Origin of the sequence: Streptomyces hygroscopicus subsp. hygroscopicus, from assembly GCF_030269125.1 — a bacterium.
GTDB lineage: Bacteria > Actinomycetota > Actinomycetes > Streptomycetales > Streptomycetaceae > Streptomyces > Streptomyces hygroscopicus_C.
Genome location: NZ_BSSM01000001.1, coordinates 331,354 through 344,045, shown reverse-complemented (window position 1 = coordinate 344,045; position 12,692 = coordinate 331,354). Strand labels below are relative to the sequence as shown.

The following is a 12,692-nucleotide window of genomic DNA, read 5'->3' as shown; positions in this document are numbered from 1 at the left end:
CTTCAGGCCTCGTGATCGGCTCGGTGAGGGGGTGAGGCGGTGGCGGTCCAGGTACTGCGCCCCTCACCTGCGGAAACAGGACATGCCTGCGCGACGGCTGGTAGCCGTGGCGCAGGCATGTGGGGTTTTCAGGGGGCGGAGCGCGGCGGAGGTGCGTCACTCGCGTGGCGGAGGCTCGACCTGCTCGGCCGTAAGCCGTCGCGCGAGGGACGGGTCCAAGGGCTCACTGGGTTGGGCGCTCTGCGTGCCGGCTTTGCGGGGCTGGATGCCCTGGTCGCGGAGGAACCGTCGGATGGCTCTGAGGTTCGCCACAAAGATGATGACGGCATTGAGCAGGGTCTGTGCGACACGTCCGTGCGGCAGGCGGAGCTGGGGATTGTCGATGCTGTCGAGGGCGGACTTCTTGAGGTTGCCGTTGCCGCCCTCGTTCTGACTGCGCAGTCCGGACCAGGCTTCCTGCCACAGAGGGGTGAACAGGGGGTATTTCTGCCGCCACTTGGCCAACACGGTGCCCGGGACGGTGATGCTCTTCCCCCTGCAGATATCGGGGTAGACGGGGGCGTCCCGCTTGGGCCTGGGGATGGTGGGCAGGGCTGCTGGGGTACGGACAGTGGGGGCGTCGAGGTCGACGACGGTGGACGGGCGTGGCTGGGGCCGGCGGTAGCAGGTGACCGTGGCGTGGGACCCGAGGGCGGGGCACTGTCGACGCTGATCCCCTGCGGGCCCGTACTCCTTGATCTTGGTCTGGTAGTCCTGCCGGGACTGGATCAGGTTGAGTGCGTGGGCGCGGTCCTCATCCGTGCGGCTGTCGATGTATGTGGCGCCCGCAGTGATGAGCGGGGTGGGCATCAGCGGGCAGTAGAACTCGCCGCCGACCAGCTGCATGCCGCGGAACTCTCCCTGCCGGTCGACCTTGTCGTCGTTGTAGTGCTTCACCGCGTTGAGGCCGAGTTTGAGCAGCTGCAGATGCAGGTTGTGAGGCTTGGCCTGGGTGATGCCCCGGTCGGCGCAGAACAGGTCTTTGACCAGGCCTCGTTCGAAGGCCGGCTGGATGGCGCGCAGGGCGGCCGGGCCGGACCTCGTCCGTCCTGAGGCTGGAACGATCCGGTCCCCGGGCTCCAGGTCCCGGAAGGCGAGCAACCGCCGGGCGAGTGTCAGGCTGCCTCCGCTGCTGCGCGGCCAGCGTGCGTCGAGCGCCTGCTTGAGCTCGGTGTCGCTCTGGTACTGACCCAGATCACCGAGCTCGTCTCACCCGACGCGGATCACCGCGCCGTCACGGCATTCCTTCCACAGTCGGCCGCGCTCACCGGGTGCGATCTTCCAGATCGTGTTCTGTCGCGGCCGCGGATCGAATTTCAGGTACAGGAAGCGCATGACCTCCTGTCCGCTCCATCCGTCGAACTCAGGGCGGGAGCGGACGCGTTCCGGCAGACGGCGGTTGCTGCGCCAGGCCGGTGCGTCGGTCTGCGCTGAGCCTCCCAGGAGGGTGATGAACCGGCGCAGATGCTCGGCCGCGTAGATGGGCAGAAAGCGCTCGGGGAAGTATGTGGCCAGGGACGTGGTCACCAGTGTCGGTCCGAAGCGCAGCACCTCCAGATCGTCCACGGCGTCGGAGTCCCCGGCGCCCACAGCCTCGAAGGCTTGCACGAACTGTCCGCGCAGTTCCTCCCACCCTTCCTGCGGCTCCATCCTGCGCAGCGGGGCGGCCAGTCGCCACTCGCCGGAGTTGTGGTGGTACGTGCTTCGCGGCGCTGCCGCCCTTGATGGTGCCGAGGTTCGGGGTGCCGAACTCCATCAGCCGGCAGCACGTCGGTCCGTCCACCCTCGGTGCGGGCTGCCCCAGGGCATAGCGCGACAATGGCATCGCTGTCCACCCTTCCAGAGGGAACTGCGACAGCACCTGCTTGCGTTGATCTTCGGCGGCCGTTCCCGCCTCGGTCACCGTGCTCCGGTCGAATTGGGCTGTCGCCGCCTCCAGGTCCGGTTCGTCCGCCATGAAGGTCATGATGCCGCCGGAATCATGGCATCAGGAGGGCTGAGCTGGGGAAGTCCCTGGCCGGCGCCGGAACGGGGAGGCCGCTTAGACACCGTCCTGTCCCGCCTGTGCGGTCACCAGGGTTCGAGCTCCGGTGTGCCGGGCGTATCTTCGGGCAGCGACGCCTCTCGCGCACGGTAGTTGAGGGCGGTCAGCCTGCCCGTCGTGGGGTCCTGGTGGAAGGCGCACGCCTTGGCTTTGTCGGCGAAGCCCGCCGCCGGGCGGGTGAGACCACCGCCCGTGATGAGGATCAGATGCTTGGGCAGCTTCTCGCCGGCCGCAGCGGCCATGCCGTTCAGCCACTGGATCTCCCGAGCCGACAAGTCCTTGCCATTGCTGCGCCACTCGATGCGGAACACCTCGGACTCGATCGGGATGTCGGCCTCGCCTTCTAGGAGGGCCGAGAATCCGAGCGTGGTGAGTTGATGGAGGACCGCTTCCCCCGAGGAGTCAGCGGGCCCGGGCGGCGTTCGGGCGCGCTCTCCTCGAGCCCGTCCAGGAGATCGGAGAACTCCTCCATCCACTCGGATGCGTCGTACTGCACAGGCAGGTCTGCGAAAAGGCTGTTCTGTACGGCGGATCCGCGCCTTTGAGGGTCGGGGCGGTGGGCTCCGGCGGTGCCCACGGCGGCTCCGTGTCCCACGCTTCCGGTCCTTTGCCCAGCAAGTCGGCGAGCTCCTCCACGGATGCGTCCGCGCGCGGCACGCCCGGTGTGGGGGACGATGTGCCGCGGAGGCGCCAGGCGAGTTCGGCACGGCCTCACCGCTCCATCGCGGTGTGTGCACGTCCACCAGTCATCCGAGCCTGGGCTTGAGCGAGACGCGCACGAAAGCCTCGGGAAACTCGGCTTCCAGGAACGCCGCCTCGTGCGCGTCGAAGACGCCGAGCTTCAATGCGTGGCGTGGCCCGTAGGCGACGTACCCGTTCCCGCCGACCACCCGCCGCACGCGTACACCCCGCATGTCCAGGAGGTCGGCCAGCTCGGTCGTCTCGGACGGCTCGCTCTCGTTCCAGCGCCAAGGGGACGAGACCGGCTCTCCGGTGAGATGGGCCGAGGCGTGGGCGTGCAAGGCGTCTACGAGCACATCGTTGGGAGTGTTCAGCGGCCAGAGGGACGGCTCGCTGTTCAGGACGGGATCCATCACCGCCCAGACGATGTTGTGCCCCATGCGTACGAAGGCCAGGCCGACCGACTGAGTTCGGGAGAGGAGGATTTTGAGGAGCGGCCGCCCCGCCAAGTCGTGGAAGCGGACCCGTTCGGCCAGTTCGGGGTGGCGTTCACGCAGAGTCTGTTCCAGGGTTTGGAAGTGCATGTGTATGCCTAAAGCGGCGACCATGTCACGAGGCGGGAAGGGCAAGGACTTAACTCCTGTCGGGGTGGTCCGCGCGGTCGACGGGCGGCGGTGTCGTGGTGCCCCGTCGCAGCGTAGGCCGCTTCGTCACCGGTGCTTGAGGGAATATGCACTCACCACTGAGCCGTAGGGCTTCAGGAGCGGCTGCAGTTCCCGCTTGATCAGGGCCGCGTCGGTGTCCGGCAGCCGTAGCGAGGCCCGGCGCATGCGGAAGCTCCAGTGAGCGGGGTCGGGGAAGATCTGGAGGTCGTTGACGAGGTCGCGCAGGACGACGCCCTCGCGGAAGGGCGTAAGACCGTGGACGCGTAGTCGGCACCCTTCGGTGAAACGGCGCTCCTGGAAGACGACGGGGGTGTCCAGGGTGCGGACCTCGCTGGTGATGGTGGCCAGGCCGATCACGCGTCCGAGGTCCCGGGTCGGGTTCCCGAAGCAGCCCCGTGTGGTGTACAGCAGGATCTCGTCGCCCTTGCGGAGGGAGAGGGACTGCTGGGTGCGGCCGGCGGGGAAGGCCATCCGCTGATTTGTCAGAACCCAGGCGAGGGGTTCGTGGGCGTTGATGATCAGCAGGTGGGTGGTGGGTGGTGGGTGCGTCCGAGGCGGTCATGAGGGTGCGTCCTTGGTGAGAGGCGGCGGTCGTGCCGATGGGCTGCGGAGAATCGGCTGCTGTGCGAGTCCGGCTACCTGCGTAGGGACTTCAGTTCGTCGCCGCTGCTTGTGACACGCCAGAACAGCCAGCCGTTCGTGTTCGGGGACCGGTCCGGGTTGAGTTCCTGGATCACCGCCATGGCGGCGGCGCTGGGCGAGGGGAAGGACTGACCGGCCTGCGGCCCCTGGGTGACGGTCAGGGTGCGCGTGTCCGGGTGGAAGAGTCTCTGGATCCGCTCGCCCCGGTACACCGCGTGGACACGGACGCCGTCCGACTCGTCGTCGGGCTTCTCGGGGGTGCTCCATGACTCCACCAGCCGCCGTACCACCTCGGACGGCGTGCACGCCATGAGATGTGCGGCGAAGACGACCTTCTCGTGAGTCCGCTCATCGAGTTCGATAGTCGGCATAGCGCTAATAACGTTCAAATTGCGTAGGGGTGTCAAGGTGATCGGCGTGCCGGGCTGCTGGTGCGGTCAGGTGGTCACCCGGGTGTCCTTATGCTCAGTCGCGGGAACGAGGGCAAGGGGGAACGGCGTGACCACGATGTACGGCACAAAGCCCGACGCGGAGATTCCGGGTGACCGCGAGGACGACGACCTGGACGAGTCACTGCGGAACATCGAGCAGGCGGTGCGCACCGCACAGCGGGCATTCGACGAGATCGGCCGGTGCAACCGACTGCTCGATCACGCGCAGGAATCCGGTGACGAGGCGATCCGAGAGCTCGACGAGTTGCTGCGCCGCCGCGAGCACCCGGCCGTCCCGGCCCTCCTTGACCGGCTCGACGCGCTCGCGGCCGAGGTGGCCAGGTCGGAAGCGGACCGCGTGGTGGTGCGTCGCATTCTCTTCGGCGAAGACGAGGACGACGAACTGGCCGACGCCGTCGGCGCATGCGCGGTTCCGCGCCTCACTGCGGACGACCTGCCGCGGGTTCCCACGGTGCACGACGTGGAGGACCCGGGGGACAGCACGCTGGAGGACATGTGGGAGCGGGACCAAGCGCTCGCCTCACGGCAGCACGAGGTCCGGCGGGAGCGGACCCAGATCGCCGCCGATCACCTGCGCGCGGTGACCGTGAGGGCGGCGGACTCCTTCGGTACGCCGGGCGCCACGGCCGCACTGCTCGCGGAAGCTCGTCGGGCCTACGGGCTGTGGGCGTCCTGCGTCCGGTGAGTCACCGCACCCCGTCGAGGATCCGCCAGACCGTCCGATAGGCCCGGCCCTTGGTGCCCAGAGCCGACCGCCAGGCCGTCTCGGGCAGCGCGGCGAGGCGGGTGCGCGCCGCCGCGGGACCTCTTGTGGGGCCCTCGTCGGTGATCGTCGCGGCCATGCGGGCCGCAGCCGACCGCGGTACGCCCGCGAGCCGCATCGCGATGGCCTCCTCGGTGCGGACGCCGTAGTAGGCGTACGACGGGATGTTGCGCAGCTCGCGCTGGGCCTCGGCCGGCATGGTGGTGAAGTCCCGGCCCAGGGTGAGGGACTGCAGCGCTGACAGGCCCCAGGAGACCGTGGGCGCCAGCTCGCCGAACAGGCGCTGGCAGCATTTGGTGATCGCCTTGAGGTCGTCCCTCGTGCCGGCCTTCGTGAAGTGGTCGTCGGCGAGTTGCCGCATCGACGCGCCGTTCACCCAGTCCTGCATGACGCGGGCGACAAAGTCTCCACTGCGGCCCTCGTGCTCGCTGGTCACCTCGACCAGGTTGTCCCTGAGTTCGGGGACCTCCAGCATGACGCCGATGAGCTGGGCCAGCGGGCGGCGGTCGCCCTCGAACAGGGGCTGCTCCCACACGTCGCGGCCGATGTGCGCATCGCTCAGCCGGCCCAGGGTCGCCGACACGCTCTCCCAGGAGAAGCCCGTGCTGTCGACGAGGGCCAGCGGCTGCCCGGACAGCCGTTCCGCGTACGTCCGCACACTGCGGGTCAGTTCCGCCGCCCAGCCGCGGTCCGTGCGCCGCAGGTCCTGGAAGCCCAGCGTGCCGCGCAGGATCTGCTCGATCTCCTCCGCGAACTCCTCGGCGTCCCCGATCTGCCGGTAGGTGTGGGCCAGGTACTGCACGAACGCCGACCACTGGGGGAGATGGGCGAGGGTGCGCAGATCCAGGTGACCGTAACTGTTCATGGCTGTCCGCACCATTTCGACGAGGGTGGAGTTCAGCGCCGTCACCTGGCGTCCGACGAACGCCCGCAGTTTCCCGGCCCGTACCTCGTCCGTGGCCGCCAGCGCGATCAGACCCACCTCGCCCTGTTCGACCCGGCCGGCGCGCCCGGCCAGGTTCCAGAAGTCCGGGGCGGGGATGTCCTCTCCGTACGGGAACTGGTGGGAGGCCAGGACGACGTTCGCCACGGGGAAGTTGACGCCCTGGGCGATGGTGGTGGTGGAGACCAGGTGGGTCAGGTCTCCGGCCTCCATCAGGTACTCGGTGAGGGTGCGGATGTCGTCGGGCAGGCCGCGGTGGTGGATCCCGATGCCCTTGGCCAGCAACCCCACCAGCGGGAAGTCCGGGCCGAACTCCTCCGCCACCACGTCCTGGACGGCCCGCAGATCCTCGCCGGGATCCGGCAGGTCCTCCTGGCCGCCGGCGAGCAGCTTGGCGATCGACCAGGCGTAGTCCGGCCGTCCGGCGAGGGTGATGGTCTGTCCCCGCTCGGCCAGCACGGACGCCGTGGCGGCGGCCAGCTTGGTCGGGCTGCCCGCCTGCGACCAGGTCATTCCGAGCGGCCGGTCGCCGTCCAGCGGCAGGGTGTCCGGCACGCTGAGCGTCCTGCGGCTGGTGACCAGGGTCTCCAGGGCGACCCGGAAACCGCCGGCGCCCGGGGTGCGTTCCCGCAGGGCGAGCGCGAGGATGCGGTCGTTCGGTGCCCAGTCCACGGACAGCCCGACCGACTGGCGGCTGCCGCTGTCCAGCCATTCGGCGATGACGTCCCCGTTGTCGATGAACGGCGTCAGCAGCAGGAAACCGGCGTCCAGGGCCTCCCGGTTGACGGTCGCCAGCAACAGTTCCAGTTTGATCGCGCGTTTGCCCTCGCCCAGTTGGTGGGCCTCGTCGGCCACCACCAGGCAGAGCGGACGGCCGATCCTCTCCTGCCATCCCGACCGCAGCAGCAGGTCCAGTTTCTCCGGAGTCGACACCAGCACCCGGAACCGCTTCTCACCGCGGTCCGTGAGCATGTCCTCCTCCAGGCCGTCGAACTCCAGGGCGGGGCTGACCCGCTCCACCCCGATGCCGAGGCCCGCGAAGTCGCGGCGCAGCCGCCGCGTCACCTGATTCACCAGCGCCCGGTTCGGGGCGACGTAGGCGACCCAGCCCTGCTGCTTGTCGTAGGCGTTGAGCGCCTGGAGGATGCGGAACTGGGCGATCAGGGTCTTGCCCGCACTTGTCGGGAGACTGACCACCACACTCCGGTGCGCTGTGCGGATCAGCCCCTGCTCCGCGAGGGCCACCCGCTGCGGCGGCAGCACCTCGAAGATCGGACGCGGCCGCCCCCGGTCGACCAGTGAGGCCACGAAGGCGTTCACCTCCGGGCTGACCGCGCGCGCCACCGTCCACAGGCTGTTGTCGATGATCTGGTCGGCGGTCGCGGTCAGCAGCCGTACGAGCACTTCCAGGTCCGGGTCGGCCGAGGCCATGGCCGCCTCCAGTGCGCGATCGCAGTGCGACTGCACGCGTTCGCGCACCCCGTAGTGACGGCTCGGCCGCCGCCCCCGCATCAGCGCACCCGTCGCCAGGTACTCGGCGAGCAGCTCCGCCGTCTTGAGCAGGTGGTAGTGGGCGGCCAGCGACCAGGCCGCGGGACGCGCGTCGTCGCCCGCCGCCGAGAGATACGGCTCTTCCAGCACGTCCTGCTCCCGCCGCAGCCGCAGCAGGAGCCGGTCCAGCGCGTCGAGGTCGTCCCACCCGCGCTTGCGCAGCAGCAGCAGCCAGGCGTCGGCTGTGCCGCGCCGCACCCGGGACTCCCAGTCGTCGGCCAACCGCGGCTCGGACGGCAGTTCCACGTCCGCCAGCAGCCGGGCGGCGAGCGGTGTCTCGTCCGCGATCCAGCCCAGGCACGCCGTGCGCAGCAGCTCCAGCCGGGCCTCCGGAGAGTCCCCGGCGGGCAGCCGGCCCCGCGCCAGCGCGAACATCTGCCCGCACAGCCGCCGCGTCGACTCCGCCTTCGGATCCTCGGCGATCGCGTCCCAGGCCAGCAGGTCCAGGGCGTCCACCGCGAAACCGACCGCCTCGTGGCCCTCCTCGGGACCGGGCGGGACCTCCCCCTCCACGGCGCGCAGCGCGGACCCGATGAGCACGCGGTGCGCCCGCTCACCGGCCTCGGCCACGAGGGCCGGGTCGAGTACGTCGTCCAGCCAGCCCAGGTCAGCCATGGTCGAGCACCCCCACGTGGTCGGGCCATGAAGACATGGCCACGGGGAGGTACCAGGCCGTGAGCAGAGCATGCATCGGCTCCACGACCGTCTTGGCCAGGTCCTTGGCCCGGTTGCTCAGGTCCCTCGGCTCCGGGGCGGTGTCGCGCACCAGGCAGCCGAAGAGCTGGACGTCCTTGCCCATCGACTTCACCCAACGGCCGGCCGCCGTCCGGTAGGCCTCCTGGTGTTCGGGGGTCAGGCACCGGAAGCGCAGCCACTTCATGAGCGTGAGGTGGTCGTCCTTCGCGGACAGCTTTCTGAGCTGATTGATCATGCCGTCCGCGCCGTTCATGACGCCCGGCGGGGCGGACTGCTCGGAGGACGACTTGACCTCGCCGAACAGCAGCCGCGCCGAGCCGTCCGCGACGCACAGGCCGACCAGGTCGGCGCCCGGGAGGCTCGCCTTGCGCGTACGCCGGTCACGGGCGCCGTCCCACAGCCACAGGGCCCCGTGCCAGTGCTCCAGCAGCACCTCGGCGAGGGCCTCGCCGACCTGCCAGGGCAGGGGTTCCGGTTCGCTCGCCAGGAGGGCCTTGAGGGTGTCGGTCTCCATGTCCGTCGTGGCGAGGCCCCGTAACTCGCTCAGGAAGTCGCGGGTGGCGGCGAGATCACCGACCCGCTCGGCCCACGGCCCCCCGCGTAACTCCCGCATCACGTCGGCCGTCAGTTCGACGCCGCTCCACGACACGGCCCCGTCCTTGCCGGCGTACACCTCGATCCCCTGCGAGATGCGCGGCACGGCGCCGTCCACGGCACTGTCTTCCCCCACCGGTACGTCCTTCCCCCACAGCGTGATCGGAATTCTCTCCACCTCCCCGGGGGGTTGTCCACGGTGTGTGCCCGTCTGTGGACAGACTGTCTCGCATTCGCCGTCAGGAGAGCGGCAGACATGCCCACACGGTCTTCCCGGAGGGCGGCCAGGGCTCCCATCCCCAGCGGGCGGCGAGGGCTTCGACGAGGAGCAGGCCGCGGCCGGAGTCGGCGGTGGGCTCGGGGACGGTCGTACGGGGCCGGGGCGCGCGGTCGCCTCGGGCGTCGGTGACCTCGACCCGGAGGGTGCCGGTGTCGGACGCCTCGACGGTGAGCGTGAGCCGGAACCCGCGGCCCTGAGCCCGGCCGTGGGTCACCGCGTTCGCCGCCAGCTCGGCGACGACGAGCGCGGCGGACTCACTCACCGTGCAGGCCGGCGGCCAGCCCCACGCGTCGAGCTGCTGCACGGCCAGCAGACGGGCCAGACGAGCGCCGCGCGGGGTGGAACTGAGGAGCTGACTGAATCGAAGGGGGGAGATCTGCGTCTTCACGTCACCGAGCGTGGTCGGTCCGCTCTACTCTGACCAGCACATCCCCCGGTACGGAGGGTGCCCGTACCGACACGGAAGGTGCCGTGTGCGGGGTGTCGGTCGTGTCTGAGACAAGCCTGAGACAAGGGGGCAGTCGTGTCGGAGGCGGTGGTGGAGGCGCAGGAAGCCTACGACGAGGGGGAGTTGAGCGGTGACCTGATGCGTGCGGTGGGCAAGCAGGTCAAGCTGCTCCGGGAACGGGCCGGGCTCACACAGCGGGAGCTGGGGGACCGGCTCGGGTACAGCGAGGACCTCGTCTCCTCGCTGGAACGGGGGAGGCGGACGCCGCAGCGGGAGTTCCTGGAGGCGGCGGATGAGCTGTTGGATGCGGACGGGTTGCTGCGGGCCACGATCGAGGACGTGGAGAGGGCCAAGGCGAAGGCGCGGGTTCGGCATCCTGCCTGGTTCCGGGACTATGCGCGGTTGGAGCGGGAGGCGGTTGAGATCGACTTCTACAACTGCCATGACGTCCCCGGCCTGTTTCAGACCGAACGGCGGATCCGGGCCTTGTACGAGATGCGTAAGCCGCTGCTGGACGAGGAAACGGTAGAGCAGCGGGTAATTTCCCGGCTGGCGCGGCAAGACATCCTCACCCAGTGGCCCCCGCCGATGATCACGGCTGTAGTTGAGGAAGTGGTCCTGCAACGCCCACTCGGTGAGCGGGACGTTCACAGGGAACAGTTGGAGCAACTACTTCGACTGGCCCGACTGCGCAACGTAGAACTGCAAGTGATGCCGACCGGGCGTACCCAGCACGCAGGAATGGGTGGATCCTTCATCCTGCTGACCCCCAAGGGGAAGCCTCAGCTGGGGTATGTCGAGGCGCAGAGCTCCAGCCGACTGGTCACGGATGTCGAGGAAGTCCGCATCCTTGCCGCGCGGTACGGCAGCATCAGGGCGCAGGCCCTTACGATGCAGGAGTCCCTTGCCTTGATCGAGAAGATGGTGGCAGAGCTATGAGTGCTGCGGAATCCGCTCCCCGCGCCTGGTTCAAGAGCAGCTACAGCGGCAACGAGGGTGGCGAATGCCTGGAGGTCGCCGTCACGCCCGGCATCATCCACATCCGTGACTCCAAGGCGCCCGCCCGTGCCCAACTCACTGTCACCGCAGGGGAGTGGGCCGCGTTCGTGCGGTTCGCCGAGGAACGCTGACCCACTCCGCTCGGTACTGTCCGGTTAGGTCTTCGTGTTGGTCGGGTGCGGGCCCAAGTAACCGACGTACACGAAACCGGTGTTGGGGCCGTCGTCGTGGAAGTAGAGCCGGGGGGCCACCGTGTTGCCGCCGCCGATGCGGAGGTGGGCTTCCATGAACAGCTTCTTGCTCGCGTCGACGGCCTCGGGAACCGGGAACGTGCGCTCACGGCGCCAGTCCTCGCGGCTCCCGACGGTCTTGGACTCCTTCATCTTGACCTTGCCCGCCGGGAAGGGGTGCTCGCAGTCGTCCGGCAGGTGGGAGCACCAGTAGCGGAAGTCGCCGCCCGCCGTTCCGGCGGTTGACGCGGCGGCGTAGTCGTTGAGGGTGTGGAGAGCATCCCAGGCGACCTCGACCCAGTTACCGATGCACTGGGCATCGAGTTCCTTTGTGATCTTCCGGTTGCCCGTGAAACGCAGGTGACGGAACTCGCCCATCCGATCGAGGATCTTCGCGAAGGTGGCCGGGTAGTCGGCGGGTTCCTCGATGGGTGTGTGCGCGAGGTCGTGCTGACCCGCCCTTTCCAGTCGAACCTGAAGAGCCCGTACCTGCCGCTCGGCGTGCTTGAGCTTGGCGTAGAGGTCCTGGTTCTCGGCGGCTTGGTCGAACTCCAGCTCCTCGGCGATCTGGAGCTGCTGGCGCAGGTCGCGCAGGACGTCCGCGTTGGCGTCCTCCCGCTGTTCCGCCTCGGCGAGCATCTTGGTCAGGGTGGCGTTCTCCGCGCGGAGTTCGTTCAGGCTCGAGCCGTGGGCCGCCGGGCGGGGGCGGGTGCGCTGGACGGGCAGGTTGTCCAGTGGGCCGGGGAGCGGCAGGCGCAGGGCTAACCGCTGGGGGAGGGCGGCGAGTATGGCCGCCGCCCGTTTCGGGTTCGCCTCCAGCGTGGCCCGCGACATCACCGGGTGGCGTTGGGCGTCGGGCTGCCAGGCCGGATCCACGCCGGGGAGGTAGGTGCGGATGCCGCCGCCGAAGACGCGGTGGTAGTCGAAGGTTCTCTCGAACAGTTGCTGGGCGTCCGTGGGGAGCACGTACATCACGGCGATGCCGGTGAGGTGCTTGAAGGCGGGTTCGACGACCCTCTCGGTCCAGGCTTCCGCGTCCTGTCCGTAGGGCACGCTCGCCACGACGATGGGGAGCCGGCGGTCCAGGTCGCAGAGTTCCTCGATCACCTCCTCCACGTCGTCCGGCTCGATGAACTTCGGGACCGTGCCGACGTCGGCGAGGCCGTCCTGGGCGTCGAGCGCGTCGAGCAGCAGCTTGGATATACCGGGGGTGTTGGCGGGGACGGGCCGTACGTCCGATGACGCCGGAAGGTGTTCGATGTCGACCTGGATCCAGGTCCGGCGGTCGTCCTCCCGGGGGTCCGAGCGGACGACGAGGGTGGACTGCCAGGTGCCCGGAACCGGCCGCTCCTTCCACTCGCGCAGGCGCCAGCGGGAGTAGGCGCCGTGCCGGCCGGACACAGTGTCGTAGTCGAGGGTCACTCCCTCGGCAATCTCATTGCGCCCCTCGTCCAGAACCGAGGTGTCGTATCGCTTCATCACCCCCAGCCAGTGGTGAAGCTGGCGGTCTGCGATGGCGGAGGCCGTGACGAAGTCCTGTTTGGTCGAGACGACCATGCGGTAGTTGCGCGGTTCCATGGGCGGCTGCCTGTGCGGTGAGGTGGACGGGCGATGGATACGCCGAGTACGGCGTGCCGCCCGGGGCGGGCGGCACGCCGGTGGGGG

At 69.3% G+C, this 12,692-nt stretch carries 13 protein-coding genes; 3 read left to right on the top strand and 10 right to left on the bottom strand.

Features of this window, described 5'->3' with window-relative positions:
- Positions 1-156: 156 nt before the first annotated feature.
- The 6 genes from QSK45_RS01375 to QSK45_RS01350 form a co-directional block, all read right to left on the bottom strand.
- Entirely contained in the window at positions 157-1,140 is a 984-nt protein-coding gene (locus QSK45_RS01375; protein WP_285552357.1) for a hypothetical protein, read from the bottom strand.
- A gap of 108 nt (positions 1,141-1,248) precedes the next feature.
- Entirely contained in the window at positions 1,249-1,689 is a 441-nt protein-coding gene (locus QSK45_RS01370) for a hypothetical protein (RefSeq protein WP_285552355.1), read from the bottom strand.
- 420 nt (positions 1,690-2,109) lie between these two features.
- Positions 2,110-2,394, bottom strand: coding sequence for a hypothetical protein (locus tag QSK45_RS01365; protein ID WP_285552354.1), 285 nt, complete (start codon positions 2,392-2,394; stop codon positions 2,110-2,112).
- Positions 2,395-2,829: 435 nt separating this feature from the next.
- Entirely contained in the window at positions 2,830-3,348 is a 519-nt protein-coding gene (locus QSK45_RS01360; protein WP_285552352.1) for a hypothetical protein, read from the bottom strand.
- A gap of 126 nt (positions 3,349-3,474) precedes the next feature.
- Positions 3,475-3,900, bottom strand: a complete 426-nt coding sequence (locus tag QSK45_RS01355) for an EVE domain-containing protein (protein ID WP_285552350.1) — start codon at positions 3,898-3,900, stop codon at positions 3,475-3,477.
- Positions 3,901-4,064: 164 nt separating this feature from the next.
- On the bottom strand, positions 4,065-4,442 hold the full coding sequence (locus QSK45_RS01350) for a hypothetical protein (RefSeq protein ID WP_285552348.1): 378 nt from the start codon (positions 4,440-4,442) through the stop codon (positions 4,065-4,067).
- Between the two features lie 127 nt (positions 4,443-4,569).
- Here QSK45_RS01350 and QSK45_RS01345 point away from each other — a divergent pair, with 127 nt between their 5' ends.
- Entirely contained in the window at positions 4,570-5,208 is a 639-nt protein-coding gene (locus QSK45_RS01345) for a hypothetical protein (RefSeq protein WP_285552347.1), read from the top strand.
- 1 nt (position 5,209) lies between these two features.
- Here the strand turns inward: QSK45_RS01345 and QSK45_RS01340 are convergent, their stop codons facing one another.
- From QSK45_RS01340 to QSK45_RS01330, 3 genes are all read right to left on the bottom strand, one after another.
- Positions 5,210-8,395 (bottom strand): DEAD/DEAH box helicase, encoded by a 3,186-nt coding sequence (locus QSK45_RS01340; protein WP_285552345.1) that lies wholly within the window; start codon positions 8,393-8,395, stop codon positions 5,210-5,212.
- On the bottom strand, positions 8,388-9,206 hold the full coding sequence (locus QSK45_RS01335) for a hypothetical protein (RefSeq protein WP_285552343.1): 819 nt from the start codon (positions 9,204-9,206) through the stop codon (positions 8,388-8,390). Before QSK45_RS01335 ends, QSK45_RS01340 begins: the two co-directional genes overlap by 8 nt.
- A gap of 103 nt (positions 9,207-9,309) precedes the next feature.
- Complete coding sequence (locus QSK45_RS01330) at positions 9,310-9,738, bottom strand: ATP-binding protein (RefSeq protein ID WP_285552341.1); 429 nt, start codon at positions 9,736-9,738, stop codon at positions 9,310-9,312.
- Between the two features lie 198 nt (positions 9,739-9,936).
- Between QSK45_RS01330 and QSK45_RS01325 the strand changes: the two genes are divergently transcribed.
- Together QSK45_RS01325 and QSK45_RS01320 are read left to right on the top strand one after the other, a co-directional pair.
- Positions 9,937-10,737, top strand: a complete 801-nt coding sequence (locus QSK45_RS01325) for a helix-turn-helix domain-containing protein (RefSeq protein ID WP_285553360.1) — start codon at positions 9,937-9,939, stop codon at positions 10,735-10,737.
- Complete coding sequence (locus tag QSK45_RS01320; RefSeq protein ID WP_285552339.1) at positions 10,734-10,928, top strand: DUF397 domain-containing protein; 195 nt, start codon at positions 10,734-10,736, stop codon at positions 10,926-10,928. Before QSK45_RS01325 ends, QSK45_RS01320 begins: the two co-directional genes overlap by 4 nt.
- A 24-nt stretch (positions 10,929-10,952) precedes the next feature.
- Here the strand turns inward: QSK45_RS01320 and QSK45_RS01315 are convergent, their stop codons facing one another.
- The gene (locus QSK45_RS01315; RefSeq protein WP_285552337.1) at positions 10,953-12,605 is read right to left on the bottom strand and encodes a hypothetical protein; all 1,653 of its coding nucleotides are present in this window, start codon (positions 12,603-12,605) and stop codon (positions 10,953-10,955) included.
- Between the last annotated feature and the right edge of the window lie 87 nt (positions 12,606-12,692).